This window comes from Gilliamella sp. Pas-s27, from assembly GCF_009795865.1.
Lineage (GTDB): Bacteria > Pseudomonadota > Gammaproteobacteria > Enterobacterales > Orbaceae > Gilliamella.
The window spans coordinates 32,032-53,763 of the sequence record NZ_WTEW01000011.1 but is presented as its reverse complement, the minus strand read 5'-3'; the positions used below and the strand labels follow the sequence as shown (position 1 = coordinate 53,763).

The window sequence follows — 21,732 nt, the reverse complement described above, 5'->3', positions numbered from 1 at the left end:
AGCCATAATTACATCTCCAAAAAGTTTTTGAGCAATTTTGCACCGGCTAAACCAGAACGTTCTGGATGAAATTGCACGCCGTAAAAATTGTCTTTTTGCACGGCTGCGGTAAAGCTTTCGCCGTAATTGGTTTCTGCTATTGTTGCTGAGCATAGAGGCATTGCGTATCCATGTACAAAATAAAAATAAGCACCATCAGGAATTTCTCGAAAAAGATGATGTCCGGCTTTTGGGTAGACTTTATTCCACCCCATGTGCGGAAGGGGTAATCCACAATCAGGAATTTCAGTCACTTTTTCATTAATTATACCAAGTGTATGCACATTCCCTTCATTACTATAATCAGCTAAAAGCTGCATACCAAGACAGATCCCTAATACTGGTTGAGTACAAACTTTTATCAGTTCAATTAAATTACGCTCTTTTAGTTTTTGCATCGCTGCTGAAGCAGAACCCACACCGGGCAAAAAAAGCTTGTCTGAATTTAACACTACTTCGGGATCAAGGCTAATAATTGGCTTATAACCTAATCTTTCTATTGCATACTTAACCGATGAAAGATTGGCGCAGCCAGTATCTAAAATGACAACATTCATTTATAGCACTCCTTTTGAGCTAGGTAGTTGGTCACTTTCAATCTTAATTGCTTGTTTTAAGGTGCGAGCAAAAGCTTTAAACAAGCTTTCAACTTTATGGTGATCATTATCGCCTTCTGTTTCAATATGCAAGGTGATTGCCATTGCATAGCTGATTGAATAAAAAAAGTGCTCAACCATTTGAGTGCTCATATCGCCCACTTTCTGGTGGGTAAACTGAGCCGAAAATTTAAGATAAGGGCGACCTGAAATATCCATTGCACATTTTGCTAAACACTCATCCATCGGAATTACTGAGGCATAGCGAGTTATACCACGTTTATCACCGAGTGCTATTTTTAAAGCCTCACCCAAGGCAAGCCCTGTATCTTCGATAGTATGATGATCATCAATATGCAAATCGCCATCGACTTGAATATTAAGTTTAATTCCACCGTGAGTGGCAATTTGATCAAGCATATGATCAAAAAAACCGATCCCCGTATTGATATGACTACCACCTTGACGATCAAGCCATACTTCAACGCGTATTTTTGTTTCTTTGGTGTTGCGTTCAACTTTCGCATAGCGATCTTTAGTGGTTAATTGTTGGGTTATTTCGTTCCAGTTTAAATTTTTAGGATGATAGCGTAGTCCTTTGATTTGCATATTTTCAGCTAACTGAATATCTGTGACCCTGTCACCAATAACGTAACTATTGGCTTTATCTAATTTGCCACTGGTAAGATAAGGTAAAACTAATTGAATTTTTGGTTTACGGCACTCACAATTATCTTTAGGAAAATGAGGGCAGATAAGGACCTCCTCAAAATTAACCCCTTGTGATTTAAAAATCTGCATCATTAAATTATGCGGACCCTCAAAATCGGCTTGTGGATAGCTACTGGTACCAAGTCCATCTTGATTCGTCACCATCACTAGCTTATAGCCAGCGGCTTGCAATTTAAGAAGGGCAGGGATTACATTCGGCTCAAAAGCCAGTTTATCAAAGCGATCAACTTGAAAGTCAACGGGCGGTTCGGTAATTAATGTGCCGTCTCGGTCAATAAATAAGTATTTTTGTAACATATTTGCTCCTATTTTATTGCTTTGAGCGCAGAAATAACCGCTTCGCACTCAGCTTGGGTGCCAATGGTAATTCGAATCATATTATCTTGCCCAATCGACTTGCTTTGATCGCGTAAAATAATACCTTTATGCCATAAGGTTTCAAACACTGCTTTATGGTCTTGGAACTTTACGCATAAATAGTTTGATGAACTTGGATAAACTTTTTCAACAATCGATAATTGTGTGAGTAAACTGGCAAATTTTTCTTTTTGTTTATTTAAATTAATGACATGTAACTTCATAGTATTAATCCCCTCTTTACTCAGCGCTTGAGCGGCAATATCGGCAACAGGCGTCGCAAGAGGATAGGGGGCAATCACTTTTTGTAATGCATCAATAACCGGTTTATTTGCGATGGTAAAACCGCAACGTAATCCTGCCAAAGCAAACGCTTTTGATAGTGTGCGTAAAACCACTAAATGTGGATAGTCAGCAAGCCAACTCACGACCGTTGAATTTGGAGAAAACTCAATATAAGCTTCATCAATTATAACTAAGGCACGATCGTAAGCGATATTGAGTAACGTCTTGATATCTTCAGGATCAATCAAGTTACCCGTTGGATTATTTGGCGAACAGACATAAATCAACTTAACTCCCTCAAGATTTTGCTCAATACTTTCAAGATCGAGTTGCCAATCAGCTGTGGTAGGCACGGTTTTAGTATTTATACCTAACGTTTCCGCACTCACTTGATACATACCATAAGTTGGAGGACAGTACAAAATGCTGTCTTTTTCTGGCTCACAAAATGCACGCATTAATAGCTCAATGGCTTCATCTGCTCCACGGCTAACAATTAACTGCTCAGATTGCACGCCTGCATATTGTGCATAACGCTGAATTACTTTTTCAGGCTGTGGTTCTGGATAACGGTTTAAGGATTGATCGGTCAATTCAAAATGTGGAGCAACAGGATACTCGTTTGCATTTAGCCATACATTACCTTGACCACCAATACGGCGAGCAGATTGATAAGGCGTTAATTGCTGAACATTTTTTCGAACTAATTTATTGATATCCATTTTAACCACCTATTTTTGATTTATTGAATTTAATACCGCAAGTCTAAGGCTAACCGCTTGTTTATGGGCGGTGAGTTGTTCAGCTTCTGCCATTAACTCAACCGCATGACCAATAGCTTTTAACCCCTCTGGTGATAATTTTTGCACCGTCATACGTTTTTGAAAATCTGCCAAACCAAGACTAGAGCAGGTTGCTGTATAGCCATAAGTTGGCAAAACATGGTTCGTTCCTGAAGCATAATCACCGGCTGATTCTGGCGACCAATCGCCTAAAAATATTGAACCAGCACTGGTTATCTGTTCCACTAACTCATCGGCATTACGGGTTTGGATAATTAAATGCTCAGGTCCATAACGATTACTAATTGCCACACACTCATCCAAATCTTTTGTGACAATCAAACGGCTTTCTTGGAGTGCCTTTTCGGCAATACCTTGGCGAGACAGCTCAGCCAACTGTTTATCCACTTCTTGCGAAACAGCTTGAGCAATCGTTTCATCTGGCGTTAATAGCACCACTTGCGAATCAGGACCATGCTCAGCTTGCGATAAAAGATCGGCGGCAATAAAAGCAGGATTCGCTGAACTATCCGCAATCACCAACACTTCAGACGGACCTGCTGGCATATCAATGGCAGCGCCATCAAGTCGCTGGCTAACTTGTCGTTTAGCCTCGGTAACATAAGCATTACCTGGACCAAAAATCTTATCAACTTTAGGAACCGACTCAGTACCTAGCGCCATTGCACCAATGGCTTGCGCACCGCCTAATTGATAAACCTCGCTAACACCACACAACTGAGCAGCATATAAAATCTCGTCAGCGATGGGCGGTGGCGAACATAAAATAACTTGACGACAACCCGCAATTTTAGCTGGCGTTGCAAGCATTAACACAGTAGATAATAAAGGGGCAGAACCACCCGGAATATAAAGCCCAACTGAATCAATAGGACGAGTAACTAACTGACATTTTACCCCTGGCATTGTTTCGACCGTAATGGATTGATAGGCTTGTGCTTGGTGAAATTTTTTAATGTTGGCAACCGCTAATTGCATGGCTTGTTTTAATTCAGGATTAACACGATTTACGGCGGTTTTAATTTCTTCTTTTGTAAGCTTTATTTGCTCAATTTGAACTTTATCAAATTTGTTACTTAATGCTTTTAGAGCCTCATCGCCGTGCTGTTTTACTTGTGCCAAAATATCGGCTACTGCCTTGCTAATCGAATCCGACGCATTAATTGCAGGGCGAGTCAGTAGTATCTTTCGTTGATCGTCAGTACATTGTTGCCAATAAGAAAGTTTCATCTTATTACTCCATCATTTTTTCAATTGGTAATACAAGAATTGAACTTGCGCCTAATGCTTTTAACTCTTCCATGGTTTCCCAAAATAGAGACTCACTACTCACCATATGTAACGCAACACGATTTTGCTCACCAGTGAGAGGCAAAATAGTAGGGTTTTCTGCACCCGGTAATAAGGCAACAATATCTTCCAAAACAGCGGTAGGGGCGTGGAGCATAATATATTTCGATTCGCGAGCCTGAATAACGCCTTGAATGCGTGTCATGATTTTATCGATTAACGCCTGTTTTATTGGTGGCATTTCGCCTTGACGTTGAATTAAGCAGGCTTTGGATTTATAGATAACTTCGATCTCTTTTAGTCCATTGGCCTCAAGCGTTGCACCGCTAGACACCAAATCACAAATAACATCAGCAAGCCCTGCTCTAGGGGCAACTTCGACCGAACCATTCAGCAAACAGGTCTTAAAGGTAACATTATATTGAGCAAGATAACGGCGGAGCAGATGAGGGTAAGTGGTGGCAATACGCAAATCATTTAAACATTCTGGTCCAGAATATTCAAAATCACGAGGTGCAGCGATCGACAACCGACAGCCACCAAAATCTAAACTGCGCAATTTTTTAAATTGTGGATCTTCGCCTTCGGCCTGCCTATCTAATACTTCTTCTTCTAAAACATTTTCGCCGACAATCCCAATATCGACAACACCATCAATAACCAATCCGGGGATATCGTCATCACGAACACGCAAAATATCAATTGGCATATTTTCGGCAAAAGCGATCAAACGCTGTTCTTGAAGATTAATTTTAATACCACATTGAGCAAGTAACTTTTTTGATTCGTCACTTAATCGACCTGACTTTTGCATTGCAATGCGTAAACGCGAATTATCCAACATATCTTTCTCCAAAGTTATCTAAAAATTTATAAACCACAAACAAAAAACCCTCGGAAGTTTGATCTTCCGAGGGTTCTCTGCTTGCTTTTGCGATATCACCGGAAGATCAACGTCTTCCAGCACCAATCGCCCGAAGACTATTCAGGAATGATGGTGATGATGATGTGTACTAATAGCATTAGTAATAAAAACGCAAAAACAATTCATAAAAATAAAAAACCTTTAACTGAGTTGATAATTAAAGCCACTGAACAAAATATAACAGAATTTACATGCTCGCAACTTTTTTTTGATTTTTATTTAAAAATTTTTATATAAAAATAGTCAACAAGTTTAGATGTAAATCTTTAAAATAGCATTATTGAATCACTTTTGACTGATGACTAACTTTATAACGACAATAGTGCTCAAGCTTGTCTAAAAAGTAGATTAAATTTTGGTCTGTAAATTCACTTTTTATAAAATAACACCCATCGCCTGTGATTTTATAAAATTCGATGATTTCCTTAAACGACATGACCATGTTTTCGAACAAGGTGAATTGATTTGAATTCATATAAATTGTAATAAACTGAAGCTGATTTGTTTTTTCTTTAATAGTAAATTTTTCAATAATATGACTATCATACAATTCTTGAACTCGCTGTCCAACAGCCTGTCCTGACAAAAATACTTTTTCGCCAATTTCTTTCCATGATTGGCGACTATTTTTTTTAAGTTCATCTAAAATAGCACGATCTTTTTTATCCATACTTGCTCATCTTTTTCATATTGAAAGTAGCTAAGTAATAATACTTTCAATTCGTTATGTAACAGATAGCATCATTATCGCATAATTATCAACTCAAACATAATTTAAGGACAAAACAATGAAACAAGGGTTAATAATTATCGACGTACAAAATGACTATTTCCCAACGGGTAAATTTACTTTAAACAATACAGAATTAACATTACAAAATACCTTAAAACTGCAAAAACACTTTAGAACACAACAACTCCCAATCTTTTATATCCAGCATATAAAACCCGATCCTCATTCTAATTTTTTTGCTAACGGAAGTTTAGGTGCTGAAATTCACCCAAGTTTGTTACCGCTTGGTAACTTGCATGAATATCTTGTAAAAAAAGCATTTCCTAACAGTTTTTATCAAACAGAGTTACAACAAAAATTACAACAAGAACAGATTCAACAACTTGTTATTTGTGGAATGATGAGCCATATGTGTGTTGACTCAACAACACGTCACGCATCTGAACTTGCTTATCAACCGATATTAATCCATGATGCTTGTACAACTCGTGATCTTGAATTTGACGGTAAAACGATTCCATTCCAAGTGGTACATAATAGTTTTATGTCTGCCTTAAGCAATTTTGCATCGGTTATAAGTTGTGAAACGTTTATTCAAACCAAATAGATTATTTGATAAATTATCGTATTGTGATTAAATGATTATGGCTAATGGATGCCACAAAAGTGATAGCATAACAAACGTCCTAAAATCCTACACCTAATCTATTCTAATCATCTAAAAAAGGCGATATTCTCCACCCAAAAATCATTCAGGAAAGGTGTTGATTTTATTTATGTTTTTTGGGTGTTTTGTCAAAAAATAGCTAATATCCTCACTAATATGCAATATACTTAGGCAACACACTAAATCGACCACTCCCCAACAACACTAAACTAAGCGCAGTGAGGGCCATAAAAGCTGGGTATTCCCAACCGCCACCTGAATTACTAAATGACCAGCCATTCACCGAGTGAATAAATGTAATAACAGTCATTTGAATCACTGCTAATAAACTAATAATGCGCGTTAAAATGCCTAAAAGTAATAATAGACCACCACCAATTTCAAACATAATTGTTAAGTAACCTACAAAACTTGGAAAGCCAAGTGATTGAAAATATTGTGCGGTGCCTGTTGGAGTAAAGACAAATAGTTTGGTGAAACCATGCGCTAAAAACATAACACCTAATGCAATTCGTAATATTAGCGAAGCTAGATCTATTTGGTAGTATTTCATTTTTGATGTCCTATAGGTTGATTATTACGATCAATTATTACTGTTTGTTTATCATAATGGTTATTATTTTGTAGATAAATAAGCTATTATGTGATTTATTGTCATAATAAATGGAACAATTGATTTGTGTAGGTGAAAGCAAATGGATAGATCTAACAAATTACTAGAAATGACGGTTTTTGTGGCGGTGGTTGATTGTAGTAGCTTTGTTGATGCGGCAATTAAATTAAATATGTCTAAGCAGGCGGTGTCACGTTATATTCAAGCATTAGAAGATCGCTTGCAAGTTCGGTTATTGCAACGAACCACTCGCAAAATGGTTATTACTCACGAAGGGCAAATTTTTTATTTGCAAGCTAAAGCCATTATTAATGCCACTATAGAAGCTGAAAATAACCTCACTTTAGATCAAGCAAGTCCTCAAGGTATTCTTCGGGTTAATGTGCCTGTGAGTTTTGGTATTTTGCACTTGGCACCTTTATGGCAAAATTTTATCGATAAATATCCCAAAATTGAACTAGATATTACATTATCAGATCGTGTGGTTGATTTGCTTGAAGAGGGTTACGATCTTGCTGTTCGAATAGGCCAGTTAGAAAGTTCGTCGCTGATTTGTCGTAAGTTGGCCACTACGCAAATTATCGCCGCCGCGTCGCCTGATTATATTGCTAAGTATGGCATGCCGAATGATCCTAACGATTTGTTCAATCATAAAATTGTGATGTATAGTCAGTGGGCTAAAAAAGAGCAATGGCACTTTTATAAAGGTAATACCCGTCAGTCAGTTAACTTAAAAGCGAATGTCTATTGTAATAATGGTGATACTTGTCGCCAAATTATGTTACAAGGCGGAGGTATTTCGTTGCAACCTGATTTTATTATTGGTCAAGACCTAAAAATAGGGCGATTGGTGCGTGTTTTGTTGGATTACAATATTGAGGATTTGAATATTTATGCAGTTTATCCAAGTCGTAAATTGTTACCACTTCGAACTCGTTGTTTAATTGATTTTTTAGTTAGTGAACTAAATGATTATGAATGGTCTGTTAACTAAAAAATAATAGTTATTATTTGAGATATTTTCTGAAATCATATAATTTATTGAAATAATACAATTAGATTTAATATCAATTTTAATAAAATAAATGAATAATAAATAAGGAATTAGAAATGAGTTTATTTTCACGCTTGTTTGGCAAAAAGTCCCAACCGCAGTCTCAATTTTGCCAAGCAGATGATGTATTGATCGAAAATACCAATATTAAAGAAGCATTATCGTTAAGTATTGTATTTAAAGGTTCGCTCAACTTTAATGAAAGTGATTTGTTAGATTCGCTGCGTAAGTTAAATCCCACACTAAAAAACGCACAATATCAAACTCCTTTTGGGCAGTTGGATGAGGGATCTTATGCCTTAGTAGGTTGGGGAAAGCATGTGGTAAAGCTGTTTGGTATTAACGCACCTTATCCTGTTGATATTTTAGAGGAGTGTGTTACTCCTGCTCATTATAGTCAGGAGCTTAAAGAACAAATTCGTCATAACGATAGCCATTTGCTTTTATATTATGTGGGATATGACCAAGATGTGCTTGAGCAATATTTAGCTTTAACTTATGTAGCAGCTTGTTTTGAGCCATTTAATGCCTTAGCGGTGATTAATCCTAATGGCCATACTTCGTTGCCTGTTAATGTTATTCATAAACTAATCGCAGATAAAGATGGTATTAATAGTTTATGTTATTGTTTACCGACGTTTTTTTGTGGTTTTGTTAAATATGATGTCGAAAACGTTAAAGGTGTTTGGATGCGTACCTATGGTGCCAGTGTTTTTTGTTTGCCAGATTTTGCTGTATTGGCAAATACCCATGATGAGGGCGAATACTATTTTGATATGTTTGGTAATATTCTACAGTATTTGCGTGATAGTGGTGCAACAATGGTACCAGGAGATACTATGGAAGTAGGGGATAATAAAATAATGTCACTACGTGCACCTAAAGGTGATGAGTATTTTTTAAAAGATACAGGCCATGTTTTGGTGGTTGAAATTAATAATAACTCAATCTGATAAATAGCAACGTGTTAAAAAAGCAATCTAATAAACTAAAACGCCTAATTTTAAATAGGCGTTTTAGTTTATGCTAATTTCTTTCATCATTATAGGCTACCACTAAATAGATTATTTTCCGATTGTTTAACTTGGCAAAACCATAACCACCCATCATGATGGAAATAGAATGCAATATTGTTATCAGTGCAAATAAGCAGGCTATCATCACAAATGCAATCTAAGCAAGTTGTCGATATTTCTATTCCTTTAGTATTGGCATCATAGTAGTAGCCTGATTTAATCGAATAATGTTTTACTATTTGATTAAATGCCTCAAAAGTATTGTTATCAATTTTTACACAATAGTGATTTAAATGGTTATCAAGATGTTTAATATTACTGGAAAATTTTTTCCATTTGCTATGAAGCAAAAAGTGATATCGTTGTTTTCTGTTTGTTTGTATAAAATTGTTTATAAAAAATTTTAAATGATTCATTTTTTTGCTAAAAAGATTCCATTTAATTGTTTTTTTGATATTTCGATTTGTTTTGCGATGACCTCTACATAAAATTTATCGCTTTGAACAATATAATGCCAATAATCACCACAATCATAATGTTGCCAATCAGGAAAATGGGATTGTCGTTCATTTTTTAATTGTTCAAGCCATGATGATTCTGGAATAATCCAATAACAAGCATTAAAATCATCACCATCACAATGGCTATAGTAAGCAAGCTGTTTGTTTCGTTCAAAACGCATTGCCCAAACATCAGAAAACTGAAATATTCCTGTAAATTTAGAATATTTTGCTGGTTTGTACCATATTTTACAATAGGCGGTTAACTTATCGCCGCTAGATTTTATAACAAGATCATTGTTGGGTGCTTGCCAAAAAGGAAGTTCAATGGGATAGGCAAGATCTTTTACTTGTGATTGTTGATAAGTGATACCATGAGAGGTTAAAGTTGTTTGAATATGCTCTTCAACGTGACAATTAAGGCATTTATCTCTTGCAATCATAAAACTAAGAATATAAGTTGGACGAAGAGCAATATCAAAAATACGATCGATTTTGTCATGAACCATTATTGTAAAATCATCTAATTTAGCCTTAGCTATGCTACTGTCATTTTTATAGGTGAATGTACTGTTGAAGGTCTGCTCAAGATTGTCCAATAATTGTTCAAATGTGCAATCCTCATTAATTAAAAATCTTAACCATTTTTGGGGTGTATTCATCTGTTCCTACTTAGCACTATTCTTTTGCGATTAATTTAAGGGCGATCTGGCAAAAATATTCCCCTGTTTTCGATAATATTTAATGAATTTTATTCTTTTTTGAGATGAATTGTTAGGTTAAATTGATTTTTGTTGTCTAAATCGATGATACAGTATGTAAAATCAGTAAACAAATTAGGCAAATAGCACTAAAATTTAGTTGAAAATTTAAAGTAATTTAACTACTCATATTGTTAAGTGATAATTCTACTGTAAAGTTTAATAGGTTTATAGAAAAATGGATTACATAGAATAATAATTCATTTCCATCCCGATACTTAAAATAGAAAAGATATAACGAAAAAATTTTTTTTTATTCTTATCCTTATTTTTAGTCTTTGTGGATGTGCGTATAAAAATATTTTACCGAACAAAGACGTTATTATAAAATTAAAAGCCGATGAAAACACCGGTATTATTGCCGAGTCTAAATAATATTCATACCAATTTACTAGTCCTGATGCGTTACTGCAACTTAAAATTTATCTTGAGTTTTTAGCTGGATATAAGAATTATGATAAAAGTGTATTAATCATTTTTTATCAAGAAAATTTAGATGATGAAATTACTGTTCGGTATACCAATTTATCTTCAAAAAAACATTAGGTGATAAAAAATTCCTTGAAAAGGATAAATCAAATTTGGCTTTGGAAAATGGTTATTATCAAGTGCTATTTACAAGTAAAGGGATGGCTTATAAACAAATTAATGCGTTGTCTGAACAATATTTATTGCCAAAGCCAATAAGCATATCATTTAAAACAAATCATGAAATAAATATCATTTGATATTAGTGGGGAGGATTATATTTCCAATTTTTATTCCTATGGCAATGATTTGTTGTGCTGTCGGCTTTTGTTAAAATATCTATCATATTGACTTGTTTAGCATTAATTTTATACTGTTACGTTAAAATATTAATTATTGACCGATGAAGATTTTGATTGAATTGCTTAATTATCTCCTTTTCCCTATACGCAAGCCCAATTTTTGCCAGTTAACACAGTCTTTACAACATAAAACAATTATTATTACTGGCGCTAGTTTTGGAGTTGGTGAGGCGTTATGTTATCTTTTGGCTGATATTGAGTGTCAACTGATTTTAGTGGCTAGAACAGCAGATAAATTGCAATTCATTAAGCAATCGTTATCAAACAAAAAAGCAAAAGTTGCACTGTTTAGTGCCGATTTGCGCGATGCTAAACAGTTAGATAGTTTTATTACTTATTTAGAACCTTATCATGTTGATGTCTTTATTAATAACGCAGGTATATCAATTTGCCGCCCAATTATGCAATCGTTAGATCGTATGCATGATTTTGAAAGAACCATTAAGCTAAACTATTTGGCTCCCGTTAAATTGTGTTTGGCATTAGTTCCTAAATTACAACAATCGAAAGGGCACATTGTTAATGTTTCGGCAATAAACGTTTTGTTAGCACCAACTGTTAATTGGGCGGCTTATCAAGCATCTAAAACCGCTTTTGACCAGTGGCTACGTTGTGCTAGTAGCGAGTTTGAAAACCAGCAGATAGCCGTTTCGACAGCTTATTTGCCTTTAGTTAAAACCCGAATGATAGCGCCGACTAAAATCTATAAAAAACTTCCTGCACTGCAACCTAACCAAGTGGCAACTATTATTAGTCGTTTGCTTGTTACCAAAAAACGTCAATATAAACCATGGTGGGCGATTTTGGGGCAACTGGCCTCTGTTATTTTTAACGGCGTTTGGTGCAAATTAAATTATTATTATATTAAGAAAAAACAATGATAAAATCGATTTTAGCTTTGTATAAAACGCAATTATTGACCTTTAAAGGCATTAGGTGTTTATTTGCTAGTATTCGTCTTGTTGGTATGAATTTAATGGCTTTGCTATATATTCGCCAAAGACTTTGCCCTGAGCAAATTGCGATTAGCCAAGATGGTGTTTGTATTAATTACCGCACACTTTATTGTCAATCTCAACATTTGGCAATGCAATTAGCGTTACATTGTGGTATTAAACCTCATCAAAAAGTCGCTATTATGGCAAGTAATCACACAATTTTGGTTCATGCTTTATTTGCAGTGGCAAAGCTTGGGGCTGATATTTATTTATTAAATACTGAGCTATCGGCGGCACAAGTTAATGATATTAGCAATAATGTGCAATTTGATTGGGTCATTTATGATCCTGATGTTATTGCGCTACCACCTATAAAAAACAGCTTGCCAACTTATCATGAAAGCCAAACTTCTGTTTATTCATTATTAACCGCTTTGCCGTTAACACCTCAAACTAAAATTAAAGTGACGCACTTTGCTAAGGTAACAGTTTTAACCAGTGGTACAACGGGGCGCTTTAAGATGGCAGGGCGTAGCAGTAAAGCGCAGAATTTTATGCGTCCATTTTTGCAGTTATTAGTAAAATTGAAACTTAGCCATTATAAAAAAATCTATATTGCTACACCGATTTATCATGGTTTTGGTATAGCGACTTTATGTATGTCGGTATTATTAGGGGCAACCATGTTTTTAACTAGGCGGTTTGAAGCTAAAAGATCATGTCAATTAATTGCTGATAATCAAATTGAAGTGGTGACATTGGTGCCTTTAATGTTAAATCGAATGTTGACATATTCTGTTGATCAACTTAAAAGCCTGAGTTGTATTATTACTGGTGGAGCACCGATTACTGCGATGTTGGTTAAACAAACATTAGATCAGCTTGGTAAGGTTTTATTCAATTTGTATGGCACGTCTGAAGCTGGCGTTTGTATGATTGCCACTCCCGATGATTTAGCTATCAAGCCAACGACAATAGGCAGGCCACTTAAAGGCCTTTGCGCTAAATTAGTAGCAAAAGAAGATAAAAAGGAGCTTTATATCAAATGTGCTTGGTCAACGTTGGGCAAGCGTTGGGTTGCAACTGGGGATTTGGCTGATAAAGATGCTGAGGGATTTTATTATCTAAAAGGTCGAGTAGATGACATGATTGTTTCAGGTGGGGAAAACGTTTATCCGTTTGAACTAGAGCAACATTTACTATCGCATCTTGAAATTAAAGATACCGCTGTTATTAGTGTTCCTGATACAGAATTTGGGCAACGGTTAGTGGCTTTTGTTGTTTTAGTACCTAATAGTAAATTAACCGAAACAGTACTATTTTGTTGGTTAAAGTCTCAAATTGCCCGTTATCAAATGCCGAAAAAGATCAATATTATCGATCAATTACCTATGACAAAGATCGGTAAAGTTGATCGAAAACGACTAACTCAACTGTATTTGTCTTGTTAGTCATATTTTGTAATTTAATGATATTGAATTGGCTGTCCGTGTTGTTCATTTGGTTGTTCATCGTTAACTAAAAGTAGGCAGGTATTACTTGATAATACGGCTTGTTGTAATCGTTGTTTGTCTTGTTCATTAAGATCGTTGATGCACGCAACGATATAACTGCAGGTTTGGCTTCGTAGTGCCTTTTCTATTGTCGATATTAGATTTTCGTTTTTTAAATTACTTAAATGAACAACTTTTTGTTTGTCTAACCCTGCAGTATTGATCCATGAACGTTTTAACATTGGGCGTTCAGAAAGCCATAATTGCCATTTTTTGGCTTTATTAAGTGATTTTAATAAAGAGCGTTGTTGTTGTAACAGTTGTTGAAAAGGTGATTCAAAATGAATTGCCATAAGTTGTTGTGATGAATGTTCAATTAGCATAATAACCTCAATGCTGTACCTATATACAGTGTATATTAATACAGTATTTTGGTGTTGTAAACTCTATTTGTGATTATTTTTTGTATTATTTGTTAATTAAATCACTTTAAGATCGCAAATATTGGTACGATAAAATCCCTAAAAATGTCATTAAAACAGAGCCAATTACATGAATCAATATGGCTGCTAAGCCCCAAGATATTCGACCTTCTTGTAAAAAGTTAACAATTTCGGCTGAAAAAGTCGAAAAAGTTGATAGTCCACCACAAAAACCGGTTATCACAAGCAAACGCCATTCGGCAGAAAGGTTAGAATGGTTAAAAAAGGCAATGGCAAAACCAATAATATAACCTGCAACCAAATTAGACAGTAATGTGCCTAGCGGAATTGCAAAAGCAATAATATTTAATTTAAGCGATAAAAACCAACGCAACAAACCACCCGCCACCGAACCGATCGAAATAGCTAAAATCAGTTTTAACATAATGATATGTCCTTGCTTATATACTGAAATAAAAAGTTATTTTATAAAATTGAAATATGAATTTGCTATCGATATCAATAATAATTGATGCATAAACATTTGAAGCGATCATACCAGTAGAAAATAGAAATAGGAAATTCTAAGCAGATTGAGATAGAATGTTGAGTATTATTAAGTATTGAGGTTTATATATGTTTACAGGTATTGTGCAAGGTGTTGGTCAGATTATTGATATTGAAGATAAAGATAAATTAAGAACATATAAAGTTAAATTGCCACATCAATTGGCCAATAAAATTGAAATTGGTGCTTCAATTGCTAATGATGGTTGTTGCTTGACGGTGACAGGTTTTGAGCAAGATTGGGTATCGTTTGATATTATGCAAGAAACCTTAGCGTTAACGACATTAGGCGATAAGAAAGTCCATGATTTTGTTAATATTGAACGTAGTGCAAAATATGGCGATGAAGTAGGTGGACATATTATGTCTGGTCATATTTCTTGTACTGCAACGATTGTTGATATTCAAAAAACCGCAACCAATTGCCAAATGATGTTACAGTTGCCTGTAGAGTTTAGTAAGTATGTATTATATAAGGGCTTTATTGGGATTGATGGTGCAAGCTTGACAGTTGGTAAGGTTAACGATAGTTGTTTTCAGATTCATCTAATTCCTGAAACGCTTGCCATTACCACATTAGATGCTAAAAAAATTGGGGACAAAGTTAATATCGAAATTGATTCTCAAACTCAAGCAATTGTCGATACCGTTGAGCGAGTATTAGCAACAAAAAATTGGGTTAATTAAATCGTTAAAATATCAAGATGAAAGTTACTTTAAAACTTAGAATAAAGGTTAGATAAAATAATTAAGATTAGGGGGATTGGATATAAGGATAATCTGTACCCCCACCTAGTAAGGCGGGGGATTTTATTATTTTGATGATGTTCTTGGATCTGGTCCGTATTGGTTTGCACCTGGAGTTGGAGTCATTACTAGAGATACGCCTATTAAAACTGCTCCAGCGATAAAATAAGCAAGGCACCACCAACCACTCATTCCTGCATCATGTAGTCGTCTAACATTGTAGGATAACATTGCTAAGAAGCTAACAATCAAAAATATAACCAAACAAAGCATAATTAAAAAAAGTGGTAATATTTTCACTCCAATTGTAGTAAAAAACATCGATGCTATCATTTGGATAAGAATAAAATAACCAAACTCACTACGAGTTGAACGACCTTTATAACAAAATACTTTTTATAGCCATTAAGTCATGAATTAATGGCTTTATTTAACACTTAATACTCCTTATGTATTTTTTATTTTATAAAAAACTGTGCGACTATATAATAAGATAATGATTATTTCAAATTTTCATATTAGCAAGGTAATAGTATTTTATTAACGAATATTCTTTTAGTTGATTGTATTCGAAAGTTTGTTAATTTTGAGTGTTTTTTAAAATAGGAGATAAAAAGATCTAATCATTACTCAAAAAACGGTCAGGAAAGGTATTGATTTTATTGAAGTTTTTTATTTTTCTTTTTTTGTTTAAAATCAAATCCTTTTCAATCCTATCTTGTGCTCTTTATCAATAAGTTGGTTATTTTTTACAGTAGAGTTTTTGACTAATTGTAGAGTGATTTTTGTTGTTCAATATTGCATTAATTATCGGCAGTTTAAAGACTATTTTATTGGTTTGTGGTATGATTAGCGCCAAATTCAATGGCAATAAGTTATGGTGATTATGAGTTATCAAGTTTTAGCACGCAAATGGCGACCAAAATCATTTTCTGAAGTAGTGGGGCAGGAGCATGTCCTTAAAATTTTGTCTAATGCTTTATCACTTGGTCGTGTTCATCATGCTTATTTGTTTTCAGGCACGCGGGGTGTGGGTAAAACATCAATTGCACGTTTATTAGCAAAAGGACTCAATTGTGAAACGGGTATTACGGCAACGCCTTGTGGGGTTTGTGATAATTGTCGTGATATTGAGCAAGGGCGATTTGTTGATTTGCTCGAAATCGACGCAGCATCGCGAACCAAGGTCGAGGACACGCGCGAAATCCTTGATAACATTCAATACTTGCCAACCAAAGGGCGTTTTAAGGTCTACTTGATTGACGAAGTTCATATGCTGTCACGCAGTAGCTTTAATGCATTACTAAAAACCTTAGAAGAGCCACCCGAACACGTTAAATTTTTATTGGCAACTACCGATCCTCAAAAGTTGCCAATTACTATTTTGTCACGCTGTTTGCATTTGCATTTAAATGTGCTTGATTCGACGTTAATCAGCAAACAACTGGATCATATTTTACAGTTAGAACAAATTATTCATGATCCTAAAGCCATTGGCCTATTGGCTAAAGCTGCTAATGGTAGTATGCGTGATGCGCTAAGTTTAACTGATCAAGCCATTGCCCTTGGTAACGGTAAAGTCGACGCTGAATCAGTATCTGTAATGCTTGGTACACTTGATAAATCGATCCCATTTTCGTTGCTCGAAGCATTGCATCATTGTGACGGTAATGCCTTAATGCAACAAATCGAGTCTGCGGCAATTCAAGGTGCTGATTGGGACAATTTATTAGCCGAAACCATTACGCTATTGCACCAAATTGCGTTATTACAAGTGGTGCCAACCGCATTAGGCGATTATACCGATAACGAAGAACGTATCCGTTTTTTAGCACAATATATGGCTCCGAATGATGTGCAGTTGTTTTATCAAATTTTGTTAATGGGTCGTAAAGAGCTTGCTTTTGCTCCCGATAAAAAAATTGGTGTTGAAATGAGCTTTTTGCGGGCCTTGGCTTTTATGCCAAAGGACGTTGATGCAGTTGTTTCTCCAACTGCGCTACAGTCACAATCGCAAACTCAATCCCAAGCTCAAGCCCAAGCCCAAGCTCAAGTTCAAGCAATGGGGAAAACGAATGTATCGAAGCAAGCAGAGGGTAATAAGTCAGTTAATTCTCAAACGCAAATTTCGCATGCAACAACACCAGCAGAAGCTACAAAGGCACCACAAGTAAGTCAGCTAGGACATAATGCGGTTAATCATTCAGAGCCCGTTAAACCCTCTTCACTTGAAGCACAACAATCAGCGCTTGGTTCGCCTTTATCTGAACCTGAACAACCGCATGTTTCTTCTAAACCTGCGCATGATAAGTCGTTAGTTGCCAGCCCTAAAGTTGAACAAACGGCTAAATCAGGAGGTGATGATTTAGCGATTCCTGATGAAGTTTCGTCGGTGACTAAGAGTATTTTAGAAATGCGCATGCAGTTGATGAAAGAGGAACAAAATCCAAAAAAGTCTAAAGCGGTTGATGCAACTAAGGCTGCTCAACCTAAAAGTTCAGTCATCAACGCATCACTTGAGCGGATTAAGCAAAATTCTGTTTCTGTTGAGTCTGTCAATACTGATAGCGGTGATAGTCGTATCGATAATGATGACGAGGAAGAAGAAATCACTGCTGAAAATTATCAATGGCAAGCTAGTGGCTTAATTCCGATGAAAGAAGAGCTTGTTGTGGATACGAAAGCTTTTCGTGAGTCTCTTAACGGTGAAAAAACACCCGAAATGACTAAAAAGTTGATTGCCGAAATGGCTCAAAAGGATGCATGGTGTGCTGAAATTGAGCAATTGGATTTGTCACCTTTGATTAAGCAAATTGTCGTTAACTCTTTTTTTGAACAAACAGATGATGGGATGATTGTGTTGCACCTGCGTTCAAGCGTTAAGCATTTGATTAATTCGATATCGAATGTGATTAAAGTAAAAAAAGCCCTTTGTAAACATCGTAATCAAGAGCTTGATGTGAATATTATTATTGATGATGATCTAAATTATAAAACACCAATCGAAATGCGCGAGGAGTTGTACCAAGAAAAACTTGCGCAGGCAAAGATAGCCGTTGCCGAAGATCCAAAAGTGGCAACAATTTGCCGATATTTTGACGCTAAGATTGATGAAGCAAGTGTTCGTCCTGTATAATCATGGTCATATTTTTTTAAACGAGGAATTATTATGTTTTCAGGTGGAAAAGGTGGATTGGGCAACTTAATGAAACAAGCCCAACAAATGCAAGCAAAAATGCAACAAGCGCAAGAAGAGATCGCTAAATTAGAAGTTACAGGCGAATCAGGTGCAGGTATGGTTAAAGTGACCGTTAATGGTACACATAGCTGTAAACGTGTTGAAATCGATCCATCGCTATTAACCGAAGATGATAAAGAAATGCTAGAAGATCTTATTGCGGCAGCTTATAACGATGCAAGCCGCCGTTTAGACGAAGCGCAAAAAGAGCGAATGGCGCAAGTAACAGGTGGCATGCAATTACCACCAGGTTTTAAAATGCCGTTTTAAAAATAGATTATTTTGAGTGTGAGCAGGAAGAAAAATTATATTTTCTTTCTGTTTTTTTGCTAAAAATTATTTTCCAATAAAGATAAAATCGTTTACTAGTTTTTCATTATCATAAGTAATATCACTTAATCGCTTTTTGTAAATTTCACATAAGTCATATATCGAAATTTCTTTTACTTTCACATTATCGAAATCGCTTATCTCTTTGCTTTCTCCTTTGGTAATAATCCAAACTTGTTTATTTTTGCCTGTTAATGGAATTGTTTTAGGGGTGATTCCACCATCATTTTTTTTAATGTTGAAAGTTAATTGTGCTTTTTGGTTTAGTTTATTTATGTAGTTTTCTATTTGTTCTTCTTTAAACGATTCAAAGTTTTTTTGCAGCGTACAGTCATACATTACAGCTAAATTTTCGATAATAAAAAAGCCATCGGCCTTACCCGCTTGATTATCACGATCAAATTGAAATATTTTATTTAAACCAATCACTTTTAATAAATTGAAGACTGAATCTTCAAACGCCAGTGGTTCGTTAATATACTTGATTTGTTGGACAGAATTTATTAAAAGTGCTTGATAGCCTTGGGAATCAATTTTATTTTTCAAAGATTTATCATCAGATAGGCTCCGTTGATTGTTTTCTGTTGCTTGATCTCTGATGATTTTAATATTTGTTGCAAATCGTTGACCTGAATCTTTTTCATTAGCAGTAAATGCCACTCGTAGGCCTATTTCTATTTCATCTATAGGTAAATTATCAAAATCCTTTTTGGTAAAGTAATAATCCTTTCCTTCATCCAATGCTCTTACAAATCCATAATAGGCATCTTCATTATTTTTATCTTTACAAAGTTTTTTTATTTGACTAATCATATATAACGCTCCTTAATGGAATAAATTATGACTTCAAAACATAATTTTTGATTATTGAATAACTACAACCTCTATAGACAAAGCGACTATTTTAATCAGTATTATATATAGATTCATTCCATATATCATTTAGTAAAATGATATATGCTGTAATTAACTTTTGATTTGCCTGTCTATTTATACAGTTTTTCTTTATTATTTGTTTGCTATCGGGTAAACTAACCAATTATTTGCTTAATTGTTATGCTTTATTTTTAAGGATATATTGTGATTGGTCGTTTACGTGGCACCATTATTGAAAAACAACCCCCGAAAGTTCTGATTGAAGTTGGTGGCGTCGGTTATAATGTGTTTATGCCGATGACCTGTTTTTATGAATTACCTGAAAACGGGCAAGAAGTTATTGTATTAACTCATTTTGCTGTGCGTGAAGATGCGCAAGTACTTTATGGATTTAATCAAGAGCAAGAGCGCGAGTTATTTCGTGAACTTATTAAAGTTAATGGTGTGGGACCTAAATTAGCGTTAGCTATTTTGTCAGGTATGTCAGCATCGCAATTTATTGGTGCGGTTGAACAGGGCGAAATTAAGACTTTAGTTAAGCTACCCGGTGTGGGCAATAAAACAGCACAGCGGTTAATTGTTGAAATGAAAGATCGTATTAAGCATTTAGGAGAACCATTATCCAATACTAGTACGTTTGTTGATATGGATAACGTTCAAAAATCGGCTAATCAAATTGAAGGCGAGGCGGTTTCGGCTCTAATTGCATTAGGCTATAAACCACAAGAAGCTAGCCGTATTATTAGTAAAGTCATTAAACCTGAAATGGATAGCGAAACGCTGATTCGTGAAGCCTTAAAGTCGGCACTGTAAATAGGGATTGATTATGATTGAAGCGGATCGTTTGATTGCTCCACAAGCGCAAAAGGAAGAAGAATCACTAGATCGTGCAATTCGTCCTAAATGTTTGGATGAATATATTGGGCAACCACAGGTGCGTGAACAGATGAAGATCTTTATTCAAGCAGCCAAACAACGTAAAGATGCACTCGATCATGTGTTGATTTTTGGGCCACCAGGATTGGGGAAAACCACGTTAGCTAATATCGTTGCTAATGAAATGAATGTTAATCTACGGACTACTTCTGGCCCTGTGCTCGAAAAAGCTGGCGATTTAGCTGCTATGCTGACCAATTTAGAGCCTAATGATGTGTTGTTTATTGATGAAATCCATCGATTGTCTCCTGTTGTTGAGGAAATTTTATATCCAGCAATGGAAGATTATCAATTGGATATTATGATTGGTGAAGGACCTGCTGCGCGTTCGATTAAAATTGATCTTCCCCCTTTTACGTTAATTGGTGCAACAACGCGTGCTGGGTCATTAACTTCGCCACTACGTGATCGTTTTGGTATTGTGCAACGTCTTGAGTTTTATCGTGTCGAGGATTTGGAGTATATTGTGAGTCGTAGTGCCAAATTTTTGGGGATGGATTTGTCAGATGAAGGTGCACATTTAATTGCTAAACGTTCTCGAGGTACCCCTCGGATTGCTAATCGTCTTTTGCGCCGTGTGCGTGATTATGCCGATGTAAAATCAAAAGGTGTTATCGATCAAAAAATAGCTACTCAAGCACTTGATATGCTTGATGTTGATAACGAAGGGTTTGATTATATGGATCGTAAATTATTGCTAGCCATTATTGAAAAATTTATGGGTGGCCCCGTTGGTCTCGATAACATTGCTGCAGCTATCGGTGAAGAACGTGAAACGATCGAAGATGTACTTGAGCCTTTTTTAATTCAACAAGGTTATATTCAACGAACGCCTCGTGGCAGAATTGCAACACCACATGCGTATCGGCATTTTGGCATTATTCAAGATGCATAGGCGGATATCTTTAATTTATTATTAATATTTTGTTGATAAATATGTGATTTATTATTCTAACACCACTATAAGGTGGTGTTAGTTTTTAA

At 35.5% G+C, this 21,732-nt stretch carries 22 protein-coding genes, 1 pseudogene and 1 other annotated feature; of the genes and pseudogenes, 10 read left to right on the top strand and 13 right to left on the bottom strand.

The features are described from left to right. Positions 1 to 8: 8 nt before the first annotated feature. The 6 genes from hisH to GQ589_RS05835 all read right to left on the bottom strand — a co-directional run bounded on the left by hisH (position 9) and on the right by GQ589_RS05835 (position 5,697). On the bottom strand, positions 9 to 596 hold the full coding sequence (gene hisH, locus GQ589_RS05860) for an imidazole glycerol phosphate synthase subunit HisH (RefSeq protein WP_160399719.1): 588 nt from the start codon (positions 594 to 596) through the stop codon (positions 9 to 11). Next, positions 597 to 1,664 (bottom strand): bifunctional histidinol-phosphatase/imidazoleglycerol-phosphate dehydratase HisB, encoded by a 1,068-nt coding sequence (gene hisB / locus GQ589_RS05855; RefSeq protein WP_160399720.1) that lies wholly within the window; start codon positions 1,662 to 1,664, stop codon positions 597 to 599. Between the two features lie 8 nt (positions 1,665 to 1,672). Next, a complete protein-coding gene (hisC, locus tag GQ589_RS05850) occupies positions 1,673 to 2,731 on the bottom strand; it encodes a histidinol-phosphate transaminase (protein ID WP_160399721.1) in 1,059 nt (352 codons plus the stop codon). 9 nt (positions 2,732 to 2,740) lie between these two features. Then, positions 2,741 to 4,042, bottom strand: coding sequence for a histidinol dehydrogenase (gene hisD / locus GQ589_RS05845; protein WP_160425099.1), 1,302 nt, complete (start codon positions 4,040 to 4,042; stop codon positions 2,741 to 2,743). Positions 4,043 to 4,046: 4 nt separating this feature from the next. Next, positions 4,047 to 4,946, bottom strand: a complete 900-nt coding sequence (hisG, locus tag GQ589_RS05840) for an ATP phosphoribosyltransferase (RefSeq protein ID WP_160399723.1) — start codon at positions 4,944 to 4,946, stop codon at positions 4,047 to 4,049. 38 nt (positions 4,947 to 4,984) lie between these two features. After that, positions 4,985 to 5,109, bottom strand: a sequence feature (His leader region). A gap of 195 nt (positions 5,110 to 5,304) precedes the next feature. After that, positions 5,305 to 5,697, bottom strand: coding sequence for an Lrp/AsnC family transcriptional regulator (locus tag GQ589_RS05835; RefSeq protein WP_160425096.1), 393 nt, complete (start codon positions 5,695 to 5,697; stop codon positions 5,305 to 5,307). 118 nt (positions 5,698 to 5,815) lie between these two features. Between GQ589_RS05835 and GQ589_RS05830 the strand changes: the two genes are divergently transcribed. Then, complete coding sequence (locus GQ589_RS05830) at positions 5,816 to 6,367, top strand: cysteine hydrolase family protein (RefSeq protein ID WP_160425095.1); 552 nt, start codon at positions 5,816 to 5,818, stop codon at positions 6,365 to 6,367. 211 nt (positions 6,368 to 6,578) lie between these two features. Here GQ589_RS05830 and GQ589_RS05825 read toward each other — a convergent pair whose 3' ends face one another. Next, the gene (locus GQ589_RS05825) at positions 6,579 to 6,980 is read right to left on the bottom strand and encodes a DoxX family protein (protein ID WP_160412165.1); all 402 of its coding nucleotides are present in this window, start codon (positions 6,978 to 6,980) and stop codon (positions 6,579 to 6,581) included. A gap of 142 nt (positions 6,981 to 7,122) precedes the next feature. Here GQ589_RS05825 and GQ589_RS05820 point away from each other — a divergent pair, with 142 nt between their 5' ends. After that, the gene (locus GQ589_RS05820; RefSeq protein WP_160425093.1) at positions 7,123 to 8,034 is read left to right on the top strand and encodes a LysR family transcriptional regulator; all 912 of its coding nucleotides are present in this window, start codon (positions 7,123 to 7,125) and stop codon (positions 8,032 to 8,034) included. A 116-nt stretch (positions 8,035 to 8,150) separates the two neighbouring features. Continuing rightward, complete coding sequence (locus GQ589_RS05815; RefSeq protein WP_160425091.1) at positions 8,151 to 9,047, top strand: DUF4261 domain-containing protein; 897 nt, start codon at positions 8,151 to 8,153, stop codon at positions 9,045 to 9,047. An 89-nt stretch (positions 9,048 to 9,136) separates the two neighbouring features. Here GQ589_RS05815 and GQ589_RS05810 read toward each other — a convergent pair whose 3' ends face one another. Together GQ589_RS05810 and GQ589_RS12205 are read right to left on the bottom strand one after the other, a co-directional pair. Then, on the bottom strand, positions 9,137 to 9,460 hold the full coding sequence (locus GQ589_RS05810; protein WP_160412159.1) for a hypothetical protein: 324 nt from the start codon (positions 9,458 to 9,460) through the stop codon (positions 9,137 to 9,139). A gap of 62 nt (positions 9,461 to 9,522) precedes the next feature. After that, positions 9,523 to 10,272 carry a hypothetical protein gene (locus GQ589_RS12205; RefSeq protein WP_202115035.1) on the bottom strand — a complete coding sequence of 250 codons (750 nt, stop codon included), beginning with the start codon at positions 10,270 to 10,272 and terminating at the stop codon, positions 9,523 to 9,525. A gap of 970 nt (positions 10,273 to 11,242) precedes the next feature. On the opposite strand from GQ589_RS12205, the gene GQ589_RS05800 reads away from it, so the two are divergent. Beyond that, on the top strand, positions 11,243 to 12,082 hold the full coding sequence (locus GQ589_RS05800; protein WP_160425089.1) for an SDR family NAD(P)-dependent oxidoreductase: 840 nt from the start codon (positions 11,243 to 11,245) through the stop codon (positions 12,080 to 12,082). After that, a complete protein-coding gene (locus GQ589_RS05795; RefSeq protein ID WP_160425086.1) occupies positions 12,079 to 13,590 on the top strand; it encodes a class I adenylate-forming enzyme family protein in 1,512 nt (503 codons plus the stop codon). The genes GQ589_RS05800 and GQ589_RS05795 overlap by 4 nt, the downstream gene beginning before the upstream one ends. A 14-nt stretch (positions 13,591 to 13,604) precedes the next feature. Here GQ589_RS05795 and GQ589_RS05790 read toward each other — a convergent pair whose 3' ends face one another. Further along, a complete protein-coding gene (locus tag GQ589_RS05790; protein ID WP_160399729.1) occupies positions 13,605 to 14,015 on the bottom strand; it encodes a SulA-like leucine-rich domain-containing protein in 411 nt (136 codons plus the stop codon). A gap of 106 nt (positions 14,016 to 14,121) precedes the next feature. After that, complete coding sequence (gene crcB / locus GQ589_RS05785; protein ID WP_160399730.1) at positions 14,122 to 14,499, bottom strand: fluoride efflux transporter CrcB; 378 nt, start codon at positions 14,497 to 14,499, stop codon at positions 14,122 to 14,124. A 191-nt stretch (positions 14,500 to 14,690) separates the two neighbouring features. On the opposite strand from crcB, the gene GQ589_RS05780 reads away from it, so the two are divergent. Further along, entirely contained in the window at positions 14,691 to 15,308 is a 618-nt protein-coding gene (locus tag GQ589_RS05780; RefSeq protein WP_160412156.1) for a riboflavin synthase subunit alpha, read from the top strand. A 126-nt stretch (positions 15,309 to 15,434) separates the two neighbouring features. Here the strand turns inward: GQ589_RS05780 and GQ589_RS05775 are convergent. Beyond that, a pseudogene (locus GQ589_RS05775) lies at positions 15,435 to 15,746 on the bottom strand (DUF805 domain-containing protein); the annotation flags it as partial. Between the two features lie 508 nt (positions 15,747 to 16,254). Here GQ589_RS05775 and dnaX point away from each other — a divergent pair. Then, entirely contained in the window at positions 16,255 to 18,504 is a 2,250-nt protein-coding gene (dnaX, locus tag GQ589_RS05770) for a DNA polymerase III subunit gamma/tau (RefSeq protein WP_160425084.1), read from the top strand. A 33-nt stretch (positions 18,505 to 18,537) separates the two neighbouring features. Further along, positions 18,538 to 18,876, top strand: coding sequence for a YbaB/EbfC family nucleoid-associated protein (locus GQ589_RS05765; RefSeq protein ID WP_065635232.1), 339 nt, complete (start codon positions 18,538 to 18,540; stop codon positions 18,874 to 18,876). A 66-nt stretch (positions 18,877 to 18,942) separates the two neighbouring features. On the opposite strand, the gene GQ589_RS05760 is transcribed toward GQ589_RS05765, so the two are convergent. Further along, a complete protein-coding gene (locus GQ589_RS05760) occupies positions 18,943 to 19,749 on the bottom strand; it encodes a cold-shock protein (protein WP_160425082.1) in 807 nt (268 codons plus the stop codon). 267 nt (positions 19,750 to 20,016) lie between these two features. Between GQ589_RS05760 and ruvA the strand changes: the two genes are divergently transcribed. Further along, on the top strand, positions 20,017 to 20,625 hold the full coding sequence (gene ruvA / locus GQ589_RS05755) for a Holliday junction branch migration protein RuvA (protein ID WP_160399741.1): 609 nt from the start codon (positions 20,017 to 20,019) through the stop codon (positions 20,623 to 20,625). A 13-nt stretch (positions 20,626 to 20,638) separates the two neighbouring features. Continuing rightward, positions 20,639 to 21,643, top strand: a complete 1,005-nt coding sequence (gene ruvB, locus GQ589_RS05750; protein WP_160399742.1) for a Holliday junction branch migration DNA helicase RuvB — start codon at positions 20,639 to 20,641, stop codon at positions 21,641 to 21,643. Positions 21,644 to 21,732 lie beyond the last annotated feature (89 nt).